This is a genomic window from Methylobacterium sp. CCH5-D2 (genome assembly GCF_001556475.1).
Taxonomy (GTDB): domain Bacteria; phylum Pseudomonadota; class Alphaproteobacteria; order Rhizobiales; family Beijerinckiaceae; genus Methylobacterium; species Methylobacterium hispanicum.
Genome location: NZ_LSIX01000699.1, coordinates 1 through 16171, shown reverse-complemented (window position 1 = coordinate 16171; position 16171 = coordinate 1). Strand labels below are relative to the sequence as shown.

16 protein-coding genes are annotated in these 16171 nt (G+C 71.3%); 6 read left to right on the top strand and 10 right to left on the bottom strand.

Translation table 11 applies throughout. The features are described from left to right. The 3 genes from AX737_RS18450 to AX737_RS18440 form a co-directional block, all read right to left on the bottom strand. Positions 1 to 370 (bottom strand): non-canonical purine NTP pyrophosphatase (locus AX737_RS18450; RefSeq protein WP_280949090.1); only part of this gene is annotated, 370 nt, incomplete at its 3' end. Then, the gene (rph, locus tag AX737_RS18445) at positions 367 to 1083 is read right to left on the bottom strand and encodes a ribonuclease PH (protein ID WP_066923966.1); all 717 of its coding nucleotides are present in this window, start codon (positions 1081 to 1083) and stop codon (positions 367 to 369) included. The genes rph and AX737_RS18450, both read right to left, overlap by 4 nt. Before the next feature lie 94 nt (positions 1084 to 1177). Continuing rightward, entirely contained in the window at positions 1178 to 1480 is a 303-nt protein-coding gene (locus tag AX737_RS18440; protein WP_066923962.1) for a hypothetical protein, read from the bottom strand. 184 nt (positions 1481 to 1664) lie between these two features. Between AX737_RS18440 and hrcA the strand changes: the two genes are divergently transcribed. Continuing rightward, complete coding sequence (gene hrcA / locus AX737_RS18435; protein WP_156453820.1) at positions 1665 to 2750, top strand: heat-inducible transcriptional repressor HrcA; 1086 nt, start codon at positions 1665 to 1667, stop codon at positions 2748 to 2750. Positions 2751 to 2942: 192 nt separating this feature from the next. Then, on the top strand, positions 2943 to 4292 hold the full coding sequence (locus AX737_RS18430; RefSeq protein ID WP_066923960.1) for an MFS family transporter: 1350 nt from the start codon (positions 2943 to 2945) through the stop codon (positions 4290 to 4292). A gap of 82 nt (positions 4293 to 4374) precedes the next feature. Here AX737_RS18430 and AX737_RS18425 read toward each other — a convergent pair whose 3' ends face one another. Next, positions 4375 to 4947 (bottom strand): superoxide dismutase family protein, encoded by a 573-nt coding sequence (locus AX737_RS18425; RefSeq protein ID WP_066923958.1) that lies wholly within the window; start codon positions 4945 to 4947, stop codon positions 4375 to 4377. Positions 4948 to 5035: 88 nt separating this feature from the next. Between AX737_RS18425 and AX737_RS18420 the strand changes: the two genes are divergently transcribed. The 3 genes from AX737_RS18420 (at position 5036) to AX737_RS18410 (ending at position 7373) form a co-directional block, all read left to right on the top strand. Then, complete coding sequence (locus AX737_RS18420) at positions 5036 to 5788, top strand: TlyA family RNA methyltransferase (protein WP_066923956.1); 753 nt, start codon at positions 5036 to 5038, stop codon at positions 5786 to 5788. Then, the gene (locus AX737_RS18415; protein ID WP_066923954.1) at positions 5785 to 7044 is read left to right on the top strand and encodes a class I SAM-dependent RNA methyltransferase; all 1260 of its coding nucleotides are present in this window, start codon (positions 5785 to 5787) and stop codon (positions 7042 to 7044) included. Before AX737_RS18420 ends, AX737_RS18415 begins: the two co-directional genes overlap by 4 nt. 62 nt (positions 7045 to 7106) lie before the next feature. Further along, positions 7107 to 7373 (top strand): hypothetical protein, encoded by a 267-nt coding sequence (locus AX737_RS18410; protein WP_066923952.1) that lies wholly within the window; start codon positions 7107 to 7109, stop codon positions 7371 to 7373. Positions 7374 to 7476: 103 nt separating this feature from the next. Here AX737_RS18410 and AX737_RS18405 read toward each other — a convergent pair whose 3' ends face one another. The 5 genes from AX737_RS18405 to AX737_RS18385 all read right to left on the bottom strand — a co-directional run bounded on the left by AX737_RS18405 (position 7477) and on the right by AX737_RS18385 (position 13921). Next, positions 7477 to 10719: an efflux RND transporter permease subunit gene (locus tag AX737_RS18405; RefSeq protein ID WP_066923948.1), complete on the bottom strand. Its 3243-nt coding sequence runs from the start codon at positions 10717 to 10719 to the stop codon at positions 7477 to 7479. Between the two features lie 123 nt (positions 10720 to 10842). Continuing rightward, the gene (locus AX737_RS18400; protein ID WP_066923946.1) at positions 10843 to 11277 is read right to left on the bottom strand and encodes a tellurite resistance TerB family protein; all 435 of its coding nucleotides are present in this window, start codon (positions 11275 to 11277) and stop codon (positions 10843 to 10845) included. Between the two features lie 68 nt (positions 11278 to 11345). After that, a complete protein-coding gene (locus AX737_RS18395) occupies positions 11346 to 11546 on the bottom strand; it encodes a DUF3606 domain-containing protein (protein ID WP_066923944.1) in 201 nt (66 codons plus the stop codon). A gap of 79 nt (positions 11547 to 11625) precedes the next feature. After that, positions 11626 to 11847, bottom strand: coding sequence for a YbdD/YjiX family protein (locus tag AX737_RS18390; RefSeq protein WP_066923942.1), 222 nt, complete (start codon positions 11845 to 11847; stop codon positions 11626 to 11628). 4 nt (positions 11848 to 11851) lie between these two features. After that, positions 11852 to 13921, bottom strand: coding sequence for a carbon starvation CstA family protein (locus AX737_RS18385; protein ID WP_066923940.1), 2070 nt, complete (start codon positions 13919 to 13921; stop codon positions 11852 to 11854). A 213-nt stretch (positions 13922 to 14134) separates the two neighbouring features. Between AX737_RS18385 and AX737_RS18380 the strand changes: the two genes are divergently transcribed. Then, on the top strand, positions 14135 to 15001 hold the full coding sequence (locus AX737_RS18380) for an NAD(P)-dependent oxidoreductase (RefSeq protein WP_066923938.1): 867 nt from the start codon (positions 14135 to 14137) through the stop codon (positions 14999 to 15001). A 214-nt stretch (positions 15002 to 15215) separates the two neighbouring features. Here AX737_RS18380 and miaA read toward each other — a convergent pair whose 3' ends face one another. Continuing rightward, complete coding sequence (gene miaA / locus AX737_RS18375; protein WP_066923936.1) at positions 15216 to 16148, bottom strand: tRNA (adenosine(37)-N6)-dimethylallyltransferase MiaA; 933 nt, start codon at positions 16146 to 16148, stop codon at positions 15216 to 15218. Positions 16149 to 16171 lie beyond the last annotated feature (23 nt).

Here is a 16171-nt window from a genome sequence, read left to right as displayed (position 1 = left end):
CGAAGTGCGCCCGCCGGTCGGTGGCGCCGCGCCGGTCGAGTTCGGAGAGGATGCGCGCCATCGCGCCGGAGAAATCCTTCGCCGCGCCGGCCCAGCGCGCCGAGAAGATGCCGGGCGCGCCGTCGAGCGCATCGACGCACAGGCCCGAATCGTCCGCGAAGGCGGGAAGCCCCGAGGCTTGGGCGGCAGCGTGCGCCTTGATGGCCGCGTTCTCGGCGAACATCGTGCCGGTCTCGTCGGGTTCAGGGAGCCCGAGTTCGCCCGCCGAGACGGCCTCCACGCCGAAGGGGGCCAGAAGCTCGCGCATCTCGACGAGCTTGCCGGCGTTGTGGGTCGCGATCACGACCTTGCCCGAGAGGATCCGGCTCACGCGGCGATCGCCTGCTTCTGGAGGGCGACGAGGTCGGACACGCCCGCCTTGGCGAGGCGCAGCAGGTCGAGGAGTTCGGCCTCCGAGAACGGCGCGCCCTCGGCGGTGCCCTGGACCTCGACGAGTCCGCCCGAGCCCGTGATCACGAAGTTGGCGTCGGTCTCGGCGGCCGAATCCTCGGCGTAGTCGAGGTCGAGCACCGGCGTGCCCTTCGAGATGCCGCAGGAGACCGCCGCGACGTGGTCGCGCAGCGGATCGACCGAGATGATCGAGCGCCCGCGCATCCAGGTGAAGCACTCGTGCAGCGCCACCCAGGCGCCGGTGATCGCCGCCGTGCGGGTGCCGCCGTCGGCCTGGATCACGTCGCAATCGACCGTGATCTGGCGCTCGCCGATCGCCGGCAGGTTGGTGACGGCGCGCAGGGACCGGCCGATCAGGCGCTGGATCTCGTGCGTGCGGCCCGACGGCTTGCCCGAGGAGATCTCGCGGCGCGTCCGGGTGTGGGTGGCGCGCGGCAGCATGGAATACTCGGCCGTGACCCAGCCCTTGCCGGAGCCGCGCAGCCAGGGGGGGCCGCGCTCCTCCAGCGAGGCCGTGCAGAGCACCTTGGTCTCGCCGAAGCTGACGAGGCAGGAGCCTTCGGCGTAGCGCGCCACGGCGCGCTCGAGCGTGACCTTGCGCAGCTCGTCCGGCGCGCGCTTCGAGGGCCGCATGACCCGCTCCTCCATCGATGATCGAGGCCGGGCTCTTAAGGGCCGCGGGCGCGGGCGGCAACCCGCCCCCGCGGCGGAGGCCTATGAGGCAGCCTCAGTAGCGGTAGAAGCCGCGGCGGTGATGATGGTGGTGCCCGCGCCAGTGGTGCGGCCGGAAGTGCCGGTGATGATGGCGGTGGAAGTGGCGGCGATGGTGCCAGCCGCGGTGCATGCCGGGGTGCCGGTGATGGTGGCGGAACTGCACCGTCTCCAGGCCCGAGGCGGGCGCCTCGACGGCCGACGGGACGGCGAGCGGCGCGGCCTCGGCCACGCGGGGCGCGACCGTGACGCCGAGCCCGGCAAGGAGCAGGAAGACGGCGGCGAGTTTGACGAGGATCGATCGTGCACCGAGGCGCATGCGTTGGTCTCCCTTGAACGCGTCGTACAGGGGCCCCGGTTCGTCCGGCGCCCTACCCTGACAACGCATGCCGGCCCGGTTCCGTCCCACGCTTTCGTGCTGCCAGGGCCGGAAAGTTCCGGGATGCCGCCCGATTGATCGCGCGCCGCCCTACCGACACAATCGCCGGCCCAGGATCAAAGCCGTGACAGACCAGAACCCCCTCCCCGCCCCGGCCCCGCCGCTCAACGTCCTCAACGAGCGCGCCCGCGAGATCTTCCGCCAGATCGTGGAGAGCTACCTGACGACCGGCGAGCCGGTCGGCTCGCGCAACCTCGCGCGCATCCTGCCGATGGGGCTGTCGCCGGCCTCGATCCGCAACGTGATGTCGGACCTCGAACATTCCGGGCTGATCTTCGCGCCCCACACCTCGGCCGGGCGCCTGCCCACCGAGCTCGGGCTGCGCTTCTTCGTCGACGCGATGATGGAGCTCGGCGATGTCGGCCGCGACGAGCAGGAGCGCATCGAGGCGCAGATGCGGGCGGCCGCCTCCGGGCACACCTTCGAGTCGGCGCTGGCCGAGGCCTCGATCCTGCTCTCCGGCATCTCGCGCGGCGCGGGCGTGGTGCTCACCACGAAGTCGAACGTGCATCTCAAGCATATCGAGTTCGTGCGCCTCGATCCGGCCCGCGCCCTCGTGGTGCTGGTCTCCAACGACGGCTCCGTCGAGAACCGCCTGCTCGACCTGCCGCCGGGCCTGCCGGCCGGCGCCCTGCAGGAGGCCTCGAACTACCTCAACGCCCGGCTGCAGGGCCGCACGCTCGGCAGCCTGCGCCAGCAGATCGAGGCCGACCGGCAGGCGATGAAGCGCGAACTCGACGCGATCACCGAGCGGCTGGTCGATGCCGGGCTCGCGACCACGGTCGGCCCGTCGGAGGCGCGCCAGCTCATCGTGCGCGGCCAGGCGAACCTGCTCGACGACCTGCGGGCGGCCGAGGACCTGGAACGCATCCGCCTGCTCTTCAACGACCTGGAGACCCAGAAGGACGTGATCGACCTGCTCGCCCGCGCCGAGGACGGCGACGGGGTGCGGATCTTCATCGGCTCCGAGAACAAGCTGTTCTCGCTCTCCGGCTCGTCGATGATCGCCGCGCCCTTCCGCGACGGGCAGCAGAAGATCGTCGGCGTCGTCGGGGTGATCGGCCCGACGCGGCTGAACTACGCCCGCATCGTGCCGATGGTCGACTACACCGCCCGCGTGGTCTCGCGGCTTCTCGACGGACACCGCTGAGGACGGCGGGCGCGGCCCGATCGGCAGCACACCCCGTTCGAATATCGAACACCGCCGCGCGTGACACTTCGCGACCCGTCACGCGCGCGACGTTCCCTCGGGGGCGCGGCGCCCTGTTCGCGCGCCGGTTCCGCATGCTACCCCGTCGGCCACGAAAAAGGGCTGCCCGCGGCCGCGGGCCAGGGAGACGCCATGTCAGACTCGATCGGAATCGCCCCGACGGCGGCGGATGTCGCGGCCGACCGCCGCCGCCGCATCAAGGCCATCGTCGGCTCGTCATCGGGCAATCTGGTCGAGTGGTACGACTTCTACACCTACGCCTTCTTCGCCCTCTACTTCGCACCGGCCTTCTTCCCGAAGGGCGATTCCACCAGCCAGCTCCTGCAGACCGCCGGCATCTTCGCGGTCGGCTTCTTCATGCGCCCGATCGGCGGCTGGCTGTTCGGCCGCATCGCCGACCGCGTAGGCCGCAAGACCTCGATGGTCATCTCGGTGCTGATGATGTGCTTCGGCTCGCTGATGATCGGCATCCTGCCGACCTACGAGACCGTCGGCTCCCTCGCCCCGCTCCTGCTCCTCCTCGCCCGCATGCTGCAGGGCCTGTCGGTGGGCGGCGAGTACGGCACCAGCGCGACCTACATGAGCGAGGTGGCGATCAAGGGCCATCGCGGCTTCTTCGCCTCGTTCCAGTACGTCACGCTGATCGGCGGCCAGCTCCTGGCCTCGCTCGTCCTCATCACCATGCAATCCGTGATGCCCGCCGAGCAGATCACGGCCTGGGGCTGGCGCATCCCGTTCTTCATCGGCGCGGCGGCCGCGGTCGTGGCGCTCTACCTGCGCCGCTCGCTCGCCGAGACCGGGGGCTCCGACAAGGAGGATGCCGGCACCTTCAGCGAGCTGTTCAAGCACTGGCGCGCCTTCTGCGTCGTGCTCGCCTATACGGCCGGCGGCTCGCTGGTGTTCTACACCTTCACGACGTACATGCAGAAGTACCTCGTCAACACCGCGCACATGGACAAGGCGGTCGCCTCGCGCACGATGACGGCGGTACTCCTGGTCTACATGGCGGTGCAGCCGTTCTTCGGCTGGCTCTCGGACCGGATCGGCCGCAAGGCCAACATGATCGCCTATAGCGGCCTCGGCACCGTGATGGTGGTCCCGCTGATGACGGCGATCGGCGCGAACCAGAACCCCTACGTCGCCTTCGGCCTGATCACGCTCGGCCTGCTCGCGGTGAGCTTCTACACGGGCATCTCGGGCATCGTGAAGGCCGAGCTGTTCCCCACCAAGGTGCGGGCGCTGGGCGTCGGGCTCTCCTACGCGCTCGCCAACGCCACCTTCGGCGGCACGGCCGAGTACGTCGCCCTCTGGTTCAAGGACAACGGCATGGAATCGACCTTCTTCTGGTACGTCACCGTGCTGCTGGCGATCGCCTTCGTGGCCTCGCTGATCATGCCGAACCCGAAGGTGCACGGCTATCTCGACGGCGCCGGCACGGTCGAGGAGGCGCTCGGCAAGAAGCGCGCGCTGGCCCACGCCTGAGCGGCAGGCTCCGAACGGACGAGCGGCCCCGGGGCTTCCCCCGGGGCCGCTCGCGTTCGGGGCCTTGAAGCGTCAGGCCCTGCTACTTGATCACCGCGCAGCCGATCCGGGCGCCCGCGCCGCCGATGGGCTGGCTCGCGTGGTCGTCCTCGTTGGCGTGGATGATCAGCGCCGAGCCGTCGCCGTCCTTCAGGCCGCCCTCGCCGGTCAGCGGCGTCTCGCTCGACACCTCGGCGTTGGCCGAGCCGTCCTGCCCCGCGAAGAGGTTCGGCAGGTCGCCCTCGTCGGGCCCGTCCGGGTTGAGCAGGCCGTGCTTGCTCTGGTCGTGGTTCACGTGGGCCTTCGACTTCTCGAACTTCTCGGTGTCCGAGCAGTCGCCGACCGCGTGGAAGTGCATGCCGTGCCAGCCGGGGGGCAGGCCGCCGGGCTGGATCGTCACCCGCGCGACGAGGGTGTTGGCCCCGTCGCGCAGCTTCAGGGTGCCGATGGTGTCGCCCTTGTTGTTCCTGATCTGCGTCTCGTAGGCCTGGGGCTCGGCGGGCTTGCTCTGCTCGGCGGGCTTGGTCTGCTCGCCGGGCTTGGCCGGCTCCTGGGCGAGCGCCGCGGCGGGCGCGAGGCCCGCGGCGAGCGCGAGCAGGGGCAGGATGCGTGTCATGCGATGGCTCTCCTCTCGGTGTCGGGCTAGTTAGGCCGACTTGCCCGCCCCGACAGGGCGGGACGAACACGCGGGCGACGAGAGGACGATGACGGGCGAGCGCCTCAGGGCTGACCGCTTCCTGGTCGAGCACGGGCATTTCGAGAGCCGGGCGCGGGCGCAGGCCGCGATCTCCGCAGGCCTCGTGCGCGTGAACGGCCGCGTGCTCGCCCGCGCCTCCGCGGCGATTCCCCCCGGGGCCCGGGTCGAGGCCGAGGCGCCCCACCCCTACGTCTCCCGCGGCGGCCTCAAGCTGGAGGCGGCGCTCGACGCCTTCGGGCTCGATCCGGCGGGCCGCGCGGCGCTCGACGTCGGCGCCTCGACGGGGGGCTTCACCGACCTGCTGCTGCGGCGCGGCGCGGCGCGCGTCCACGCGGTCGATGTCGGGCGCGACCAGCTCCACGCCTCGCTGCGGGCCGACCCGCGCGTCGCCTGCCGCGAGGGCACCGACATCCGCGCGCTCGCGGGCCCGCTCGATCCCGTACCGGATCTGTGCGGGATCGACGTCAGCTTCATCGCGCTGCGCCTCGTACTTCCGGCAGTGGCCTTCCTCCTCGCGCCGCGAACGGACCTCGTCGCGCTGATCAAGCCGCAATTCGAGGCCGGGCGGGCGCGGGTCGGGCGCGGCGGGATCGTGCGCGACCCCGCCGTCCACGCCGCGGTCTGCGAAGAGGTGCGGGCGGCCCTGGCCGAACTCGGCTTCGCGGTCCTCGGCCTCCTGCCCTCCCCGATCCAGGGCGGCGACGGCAATACCGAATTCCTGGTCGGCGCCCGCCGCGCGACCCTCGAGGATCCCACATGAGCGAGAGCGTCACCATCGGCCGCCTGGGTGCGCGCGGCGACGGCATCGCCGAGGACGGAACCCCCGTCGCGGGCGCGCTGCCGGGCGAGCGCGTCGCCGTCCGGCGCGAGGGTGGGCGCGGCGTGCTGGAGGCGGTCGAGACCGCATCCATCGATCGGGTCGAGCCGTTCTGCCCCTATTTCGGGCGCTGCGGCGGCTGCGCCGTGCAGCATCTGGCGCCCGAGCCCTATGCCGCCTGGAAGCGGGGCCTCCTCGCCCAGGCCCTGTCGCAGGCCGGCCTCGCGGTCGAGCCCGGCGCGCTGATCGACGCGCACGGCGAGGGGCGGCGCCGCATCACGCTGCACGTGCGCGAGCGGGACGGCCGGGCCGAGGCCGGGCTGATGGCCGCGCGCAGCCACGACCTCGTGGCGATCGACCATTGCCCGATCACGGTGCCGGCGCTCCACACGGCCCCGGCGATCGCGCGGGCGCTGAGCGCGCCGCTGGGCCACGGCCGCAAGCCCCTCGACGTCGCCGTGACGGCGACGGAGCCGGGCCTCGACGTCGATATCCGCGGGCACGGCCCGGTCCCGGCCGGCGTACGCGCGGCCCTGGTGCGCCTGGCCGAGACGCTGCGCCTCGCCCGGCTCTCGCTGCACGGGGACGTGGTGGTGGAGCGGACGCCCCCGAGCGTGGCCTCCGGCCCCGGCCGGCTCTACCCGCCGCCGGGCGGCTTCCTGCAGGCGACGGCGGCCGGCGAGGCGGCGCTGACTGCCCTCGTGCTCGAGGCCCTGCCGAAGAAGGCGCGACGCGCCGCCGACCTATTCGCGGGCTGCGGACCGTTCAGCCTCGCGATGGCGCGGACCACGGAGGTCCACGCGGTCGAGGGCGAGGCCGGGCCGCTCGCCGGCCTCGACCGGGCGGTCCGGGCCCAGGGCGGCCTGCGCCGGCTCACCCACGAGCGCCGGGACCTGTTCCGCCGCCCGCTGCTCGCCCACGACCTCAACGCCTACGACGCGGTGGTGCTCGACCCGCCTCGGGCCGGCGCGGAGGCCCAGATGAACCAGCTCGCCGAATCGCGCGTGCCGCTGGTCGTCGGCGTCGCCTGCGATGCCGGCACCTTCGCGCGCGACGCCGCCACCCTGGTGGCCGGCGGCTACAGCCTCGATTCGGTCACGCCCGTCGATCAGTTCCGGTATTCGAGCCATCTCGAGATGGTCGGCGTATTCCGTCGTACAGTCGAACGCCGCAAACCGGGCCTGCGCCGCCCGCGCTGAGACCGGGATTTACTGTACTCCCTCGCATGGTAGACTTCTGCCGTGTTCGACGGAGGTCCGCCATGCCGCTCGCCCGCCCGACGCTTCCGCTCGTCCTGCTTCTCGCCAACCTGCCCGCCGCGGCTCACGCCCAGGCCCCCGACCTCACCGGGACCGGCGGTAGACCGACCACCACGATCACCGCGCCCTACACGGACCGGGAGGGCGTGACGAAGCCGCCGGGCGCGGCGCTCGGGCCCCGCGACCGGCCCTCGGCCGACGCGCAGCGTCGCGAGGAGCGCGCGATCGAGCGCATCGAGGACAGCATCTGCACCGGCTGCGAGGATTGAGCGGGTCCGCAGCCCGCCTGTCCCCGGGCGCCCCGAGCCTCGGCGGGGGGCGGATCCGGGACGGGAGGCCGACGCATCCGTGTGCGGCACCCCGCGTCGAGGCTCACGCCGGCTCGGCCCCCTCGAGGTAGTCGCTCGGCGCCCGCACGGGCGCGCCGCGCAGCAGCGTGTAGAGGAAGGGCACGAAGAGCAGCGTGGCCGGCGTGCCGAAGGCGATGCCGCCCATCACCGCGCGGGCGAGCGCCGCGTTCTGCTCGCCGCCCTCGCCGGTGCCGAGGGCCATCGGGATCAGGCCCAGGAACATCGCGCCCGCCGTCATCAGGACCGGGCGCAGGCGCGTCTCGCCCGCGAGCAGGGCCGCCTCCAGCGCCGAGCATCCCGTCGCCTCCCGGTGCTCGCGGGCGAAGGTGACGAGCAGGATCGAGTTCGCGGAGGCAATGCCCACCGACATGATCGCGCCGAACAGCGAGGGGATCGAGAAGCTGGTGCCCGTGACGAACAGGCTGAAGACGATGCCGCAGAAAGCGAGCGGCAGCGCCAGCAGCACCACGAACGGGTCGCCCCAGCTCTGGTAGTTCACCGCCATCAGGAGGTAGACGGCCACCAGCGCGATCGAGAGGCCGATGCCGAGCCGGAAGAAGGCCTGGTCCATGTTCTCGATCTGGCCGCGGACCGTGATCTTGTCGGGGGCCGGCAGGTTCTTCTGCTCGTCGTCCACGATCCTGCGGATCTCGGCCGCCACCGAGCCGAGGTCGGAATCCTGCACCGAGGCGTAGACGTTGAAGGTCGGCGCGGTGTTGACGTGGTTGATCACCGTCTGGATGCCCTGGCGGCGGAAATCGGCGACGCTGGAGAGGAGCGTGAGCACGCCCGGCTGGTCGCCCTCCGCGCGCACCATCAGGGGCGTGTTGCGCAAGGCGGTGAGCGAGTCGTTGCGGTATTCCGGCGTCTGCACCCAGAGCTGGTAGGGGATGCCGGTCTTCGGGTCCGACCAGAAGTTCGGCGTGACCTGGAAGGAGCCGGCCAGCGAGACGTTGAGCCCCTGCGCGATCTGCTGCTGCGTCAGGCCGAGTTCCGAGGCGAGGCGCCGGTCGACATCCACGAAGAATTGCGGCGTGCCGACGATCTGGTGCAGGTGCACGTCGACGGCGCCCGGCACCTCCTTGAGGCGGCGCACGATGTTCTGGGCGACCGCGAGGTCCTTCTCCGTATTGCGGCCGGACACCTGGATGTCGATCTGCGCCAGCGTGCCGAAATTGAGGATCTGCGTGATGATGTCGGAGGGCTGGGTGTAGACCACGAGGTCGGGGAAGCGCTCGCGCAGCACCTCGCGCAGGCGCTTGGTGTAGAGCGCCGTCGAGCCGTGGCCCTCCTTCAGGCTGATCAGCATCTGGCCGTCGTTGTAGGCCACGAAGGAGCCGTCCGAGAAGGCGAAGTTGTAGTTGTTCGAGGGCAGGCCGATATTGTCGAGGATCTGCTCGATCTCACCCTCCGGAATGACCTCCCGCACGACCGCCTGCACCGCCGCGAAGGTCTGCACGGCGGTCTCGATGCGCATGCCGGGGCGGGTGCGCAGGTGCAGGGTGATCTGGCTCGACGCCACCTGCGGGAAGTAGTCCCGCCCGACGAAGGTGAAGAGCGCGCCCGTGCCCGCGAAGATCAGTCCGACAGAGGCGAGCGTGGCCGCGCGCCGGGCCAGCACCGCGTGCAGCAGCCCGAGATAGCCGCAGTGGAAGCGACTGAACCGCGCCTCGAAGCCGTGCCGGAAGGCACCCGCCGCCCGGACGACCGGGCCGCCGACGAGGCCGAGTGCGCGCCCGATCCGGGTGCGCGGCGGCTCGGCCCCTTCGCCGTGGTGCTGCGCGTACTCGCGCGCCACCAGCACGTCGATCAGCACCGGCACCAGGGTGCGCGAGAGGAGGTAGGAGGTCAGCATCGCGAAGACGACCGCGAGCGCTTGGGGGGTGAACAGGTAGCGGGGCGTGTCGGCGAGCGCGAAGACCGAGGTGAAGGCCGCGCAGATCGAGAGCGTCGAGATGAGCGTCGGCTTGGCGATGCTGGCCGCGCCCTCGACGACAGATTTCCGGAAGGGCTCGCCCTCCTCGAACAGCCGGTAGGTGTTCTCGACCGCGACCGTCGCGTCGTCCACCAGGATGCCGATGGCGAGCGCGAGACCGCCCAGCGTCATCACGTTGATGGTCTGGCCGAGGGCTGCCAGCACCGCGAGCGAGGTGAGGATCGAGAGTGGGATCGAGATCAGCACCACCAGCGTCGAGCGCCAGGAGCCGAGGAAGAGCAGGATGGTCAGCCCGGTGAGCCCGGCCGCGATCATCGCCTCGTGCAGCACGCCCTCGATCGCCGCGGTGACGAAGACCGACTGGTCGAAGAGCGGCTTGATCTGCAGGCCGTCCGGCGCCGCGGCGCGGATCTCGGGCAGCGCCTTCTTCACGTTGTTGACGACGTCGAGGGTCGAGGCGGTGCCGTTCTTGAACACCCGCATCAGCACCGACTGGATGCCGTCCGCCCGCACCACGTTGACCTGGGGCGGACCGCCGTCGCGGACCTGGGCGACGTCGCGCACCAGCACCGGCTGGCCCGCCACCGTCTTGATCGGCAGGGCGTTGAGCGCCTCGATGGCGTCGGGCGTGGCGTTGAGCTGGATCGGGTATTGCTGCTCGCCGATCTTGGCGAGCCCCGAGGGGATCGTCAGGTTCTGGGCGGAGATCGCGTTGGTGACGTCGAGGGCGGTGAGCCCCAGCGCCTGGAGCGCGTGCAGGTCGAGATCGACCATGATCTGGCGCGGGGTGCCGCCGAAGGGCGAGGGCAGCGTCGAGCCCGGCACCTGCGTCAGGCGCTGGCGGATGCGGTACTGGGCGTAGTCGTTGACCTTGGTCAGGCTCTCCTTGGTGGAGGTGAGCGCGAGCTGGATCACCGGCACCGAGGAGGCGGAGAAGCGCAGCACGATCGGCGGCTGGATGCCGGGCGGCATCGCGGCGCGGATCGAGTTCATCGCCGAGACGGTCTGGGAGATCGCGAGATCGATGCTGACCGCGTCGTCGAAGTAGATCTTCTGGATCGCCGTGCCCTGCAGGGTGGTCGATTCCATCCGCTTGATGTTGTTGACGTTGTTGGAGAGCGAGAACTCCGCGTAGGTGGTGACGCGCCGCTCCATCTCAGGCGTCGAGAGGCCCGTATAGGTCCAGACCACCACGACGACCGGGATGTCGACGACGGGCAGCACGTCCTTGGGCGTCGTCACGACGGCCGCCGCGCCGCCGAGCATCATCAGCACGGCGAGCACGTAGACGGTGATGCGGAACTTCAGCGCGTACTGAACGAGACCCATGTCGCTACCGGTCGCCGGGCGACGTCCGGGCCCGGCAATTCAACCAGCGATACGATTGTTTCCGCAGGATGTCCGCCCCGTCCGGGGGCGTATCGGCGGGTCGTCGTGCCGCACGGCCGGCCCTCAGCCCAGCAGCGCGTCCTTGTCCACGTCGAGGCTCTGGGCGATCTCACTGAGCGCGCGGTGCTCGGCCTCCTTCACGCCGCCGGCGTCGGCCACGTCCGCGGCGATCAGGAAGATGTCCTGGCGCTGCTCGAGTGCGCGGTCGGCCACCGCCCCGACGAGGCGCAGGTTCTCCACCCGGCCGGCCCGGGTCTTGGCCCGCGCGATGCCCTCGTAGAGCTCCTGCTCGATGCGCAGGGTGTCGTAGGACTTCTCGAGGATCGGGTTGGCCCGCATGCCGGCGATGGCCGACTCGACCTCCTCCTCGGCGATGTCGCCGTCGGCCACGATCACGTTGGCCGCGGCCGACACTGCCGCCTCGAGGAACACGGCGTCGCCCGCGTAGGACATGATCGTGCGGCCGAAGCGAAGGATTGCGTCCTGAAGGATGCTCATGCGGTTCTCCCGCGCAGGAAGGACGGCGATTGTCCCGGCCGAGTCAAGACCCGCGGCCGGGAGGCGCCTCAGGTGATGGTCTCGTGCCCCGGCCAGTCGCGCCCGAGATGGGCCGCCACCTGGGCCGGATCGTCGCCGACCGCGGCGACCGCCGCCACCACCTGCTCCACCGGCACCATGAAGCGGCGCGCCCAGTAGGCCCGCTCCCAGGGCTCGGCCGTGTTCACCGCCCGCGGCTCCGGCGCATCGTCGGTTCGCTCCGCCACCATCGTGTCCCCGTCCTCCGGCGGACACAGAGCAGCCCGCGCGTGGGAACGCGCGGGCGCCGGGATTCTTTCCGTGGCGGCCTCAGCAGCAGCGGAAGCCGCTGGTGTTGCCGACGCCGAAGCGGGCGTTCTCCCGGTTGCGGAAGAACTCCACCTCGCTCATCGGCCGCTGGTCCGGGTGGGTGCGGCGGATGTGCTCGGCATAGGCCGCGTAATCCCCCTGCCCCACCATCAGCCGGGCGCCGTCGCAGACGCATTTCTGCAGCGTCTTCCAGCGCTCCATCAGGTTCTGCGACGCGCCCATCGGCCTACTCCGCCGGGACGGGACGGCCGCCGGCGGGCGCGTCGCTCTCGCGCGCCGTCCAGCCGACGGCGCGCAGCGCCCGGATGCAGGAGAGGACGCCGAAGGCGCCGATCGCCAGCACGAGGCCGATGAACACGACGGCGAGCGCCGCGTCGATCCGGTCGTTGAAGATGATCTGCGCCATCTGGTCGGCGTTCTTGGCCGGCGGCAGCACCTTGCCCTCGGCGGCGGCCGCCGCGTAGCGGTCGGCGTGGGCGAGGAAGCCGATGCGCGGGTCGGCCGAGAAGATCTTCTGCCAGCCCGCCGTGAGGGTGCAGATGCAGAGCCACAGCGTCGGGACGATGGTAACGAAGGCGTAGCGCTCGCGCTTCATCTTGAAGATCACCACCGTGCAGAGCGTCAGCGCGACCGCGGCCAGCATCTGGTTCGAGATGCCGAAGAGCGGCCACAGGGTGTTGATGCCCCCCAGCGGATCGGTCACGCCCTGGTAGAGGAAGTAACCCCAGGCCCCCACCGCGATGGCGGTCGCCACGATGCTGGGAACCCACGAGGTGGTCTCCTTGAAGGCCGGCACCGCCAGCCCGATCAGGTCCTGCACCATGAAGCGGCAGGCGCGCGTGCCCGCATCGACCGCCGTAAGGATGAAGAGCGCCTCGAACAGGATGGCGAAGTGGTACCAGAAGGCCATCATGGCCTTGCCGCCCACCGCCGAGGAGATGATGTGCGCCATGCCGACCGCCAGCGTCGGGGCGCCGCCCGCGCGCGAGATGATGGTGTGCTCGCCGACATCCTGCGCGGTCTGGGTGATGGTCTCCGGGCTGACGGGGAAGCCGAGCTTGGTCACCGCGGCCGCCGCGCTCTCCGGCGTGGTGCCGAGGATCGCCGCCGGGGTGTTCATGGTGAAGTAGACGCCCGGGTCGATCACGCAGGCCGAGATCAGCGCCATGATGGCCACGAAGGATTCCATCAGCATGCCGCCGTAGCCGACGAAGCGGGCGTCGCTCTCGTTGGCGATCAGCTTCGGGGTGGTGCCCGACGAGATCAGCGCGTGGAAGCCCGAGACGGCGCCGCACGCGATGGTGATGAACAGGAACGGGAAGAGCTGGCCCGACCAGACCGGGCCGGTGCCGTCCACGAACTTGGTCATCGCCGGCATCTGCATGTGCGGCGCGACGACGGCGATGCCGAGCGCAAGGCCCACGATGGTACCGATCTTGAGGAAGGTCGAGAGGTAGTCGCGGGGCGCGAGCAGCAGCCAGACCGGCAGGATCGAGGCGACGAAGCCGTAGCCGATCAGCAGCCAGCAGAGCTGGGTGCCCGTGAAGGTGAAGGCGGGGCCCCAGACCGGGCTCGCCGCGACGTTCTGGCCGTAGAGGATCGCGGCCATCAGCAGCACGAAGCCGATGATCGAGACCTCGCCGATCTTACCCGGGCGGATGTAGCGCGTGTAGACGCCCATCAGCATCGCGATCGGGATGGTCATCATCACCGTGAAGGTGCCCCAGGGGCTCTCGGCCAGCGCCTTCACGACGATGAGCGCCAGGACGGCGAGCAGGATCACCATGATCAGGAAGGTGCCCACCAGCGCGATGATGCCGGGAATCGTGCCGAGTTCCGAGCGGATCAGCTCGCCGAGCGAGCGCCCGTCGCGGCGCATCGAGACGAACAGGACCATGAAGTCCTGCACGGCGCCGGCCAGCACCACGCCCGCCAGGATCCAGAGCATGCCGGGCAGGTAGCCCATCTGCGCGGCGAGCACCGGGCCGACCAGCGGGCCCGCGCCCGCGATCGCCGCGAAGTGGTGGCCGAACAGCACGGTCTTGTTGGTGGGGACGTAGTCGAGGCCGTCGTTGTGGCGCACCGCCGGGGTCTCGCGGGCCGGATCGAGGCGCATCACCTTCTCGGCGATGAAGAGCGAGTAGTAGCGGTAGGCGATGAGATAGGTGCAGACCGCCGCCACCACGAGCCAGAGGGCGTTGACGGCCTCGCCGCGCTCGATCGCGACGATAGAGAGTGCGGCGGCGCCGAGCGCCCCCACCAGGGCCCAGGGCCCGTGCTTGCTGATCGCGCCCATGGGCGTCCCACTCCAAGAACCGGCTCTTCCGCGGCCGGCAATCCGGGCCCCTTCTGGCGCAAAATTTTCGGGTGGAGAACAGGGATTGGTTAATTTCCCGGAACAATCGCCGCGCTCGCTCAAGCGCCGCAGCCCGCGCGCCGCGCGGGTTTGACCGGTTGCACGGGCAAATCTAGACCACCCCACCGGTTGCGGTTGGTGGGAGACGAGACGATGGCGAAGGTAGCCTTTCTGGGCCTCGGCGTGATGGGAAGCCCGATGGCCCGACACCTGGCGGCCAAGGGCCACGACGTCACGGTCTACAACCGCACGGCCGCCAAGGCCGAGGCCTGGGTCGCGGCGAACGGGGGCGCGCACGCCGCGACGCCGCGCGAGGCGGTGCGCGGCGCCGAGATCGTCTTCGCTTGCGTCGGCAACGACGACGACCTCCGCAGCGTCGTGCTGGGCGCGGACGGGGCGCTCGCCGGGATGGAGCGGGGCGCCACCTTCGTGGACCACACCACCGCCTCGGCCGAGGTGGCGCGCGAACTCGCGGCTGCCGCCGCCGAGGCCGGCATCGGCTTCGTGGACGCGCCGGTCTCCGGCGGCCAGGCCGGCGCCGAGAACGGCGTGCTCACCGTGATGTGCGGCGGCGATCCGGAGACCTACGCGCGGGTCGAGCCGGCCATCATGAGCTTCGCCCGCGCCTGCCGCCTGATGGGCCCGGCGGGCGCCGGCCAGCTCACCAAGATGGTCAACCAGATCTGCATCGCCGGCCTCGTCCAGGGCCTGTCGGAGGGCGTACACTTCGCCAAGCGCGCCGGCCTCGACGTCGAGGCGGTGCTGGAGGTGATCTCCAAGGGCGCGGCCGGCTCCTGGCAGATGGAGAACCGCGGCAAGACCATGAATGCCGGCACGTTCGATTTCGGCTTCGCGGTCGACTGGATGCGCAAGGATCTCGGCATCCTGCTCGACGAGGCCCGCCGCAACGGCGCCAAGCTGCCCATCAGTGCCCTCGTGGACCAGTTCTACGCCGAGGTGCAGAGCATGGGCGGCGGCCGCTGGGACACGTCGAGCCTGGTCGCGCGCCTGGAGCGCTGAGGTCCGACGGCCGGCGGGGGCTTGCGTCCGCCGCTGACCTTTCCCGGACAGGTGGGGTGAAGCAGAACCCGATCCGGGACCCAGCACAAGAGGACGCGGAGCGGCCGCGTTCCGCATCGGCGCATGAAGGTCGGGCCGCTGCGCGGCGCTCCATCCTCTGGATCCCGGATCACCGTCCGCCGACGCTCCAGGCGTCCGGGAAAGGGGCGGAGCCTCAATCGGCCAACCGCCCCGCCGCCTCCGGATCGAGCCACGTCCAGTCCGTCCCCATCTGGTGGCGGAACCACGTGAACTGGCGCTTGGCGTAGGCGCGGGTGTCGGCCTGCCCCCGCGCAATCGCGTCCTCCAGGCGCATCGTGCCGTCGAGATGGGCGATCAGGGCCGGCACGCCGTGGGCGCGCATGATCGGCAGCAGCGGATCGAGCCGGCGCGCCCGCAGCGCCGCCACCTCGTCCAGCGCGCCGCCCGCGATCATCGCGCGGAAGCGCGCGTCGATGCGCGCCCGCAGGACGTCGCGGTCGGGTGCCAGGAAGATCCGTCTCAGCGGCAGGCCGGCGAGCGGGCCGGGCAGGCGCTCGCCCCGGAAGGCGGCGATGGGCCGGCCGGTCGCGGCCAGCACCTCGAGCGCCCGCAGGATCCGGGCGCGGTCGCTCGGGCGCAGGCCGGCCGCGCCCTCCGGATCCTGCGCGGCGAGGTCGGCGTGGAGCGCCTCGGTCGCGCGCTCCGCCGCGCGGGCGCGCACCTCGGCCCGCACGGCGTCGGGCACGGGCGGCATCTCCGAGAACCCCTCCTCGAGCGCGCGGAAGTACAGGCCGGTGCCGCCGCAGAAGACCGGCAGCCGCCCGCCGAGGTCGGCGAGGAGCGCGGCGACGTCCCGGGCGAACCGGCCGGCCGAGTGGTTCACCGCCCCATCGACGTGGCCATAGAGGCGGTGGGGCACCCGCGCCGCCTCGGCCGCGTCCGGCCGCGCGGTGAGCACGCGCAGGTCGGCGTAGACCTGCATCGAGTCCGTGTTGACCACGACGCCGCAGTGCCGGAGCGCCAGGGCGGCGGCGAGCGCCGACTTGCCCGAGGCGGTCGGCCCTGCAATGAGGATCGCCGCCGGCCGCCCGCCCGCCGGCTCCCGTGACTCGACGCTCCCCGACACCAGCCTGGACGCTCCCCGATGAC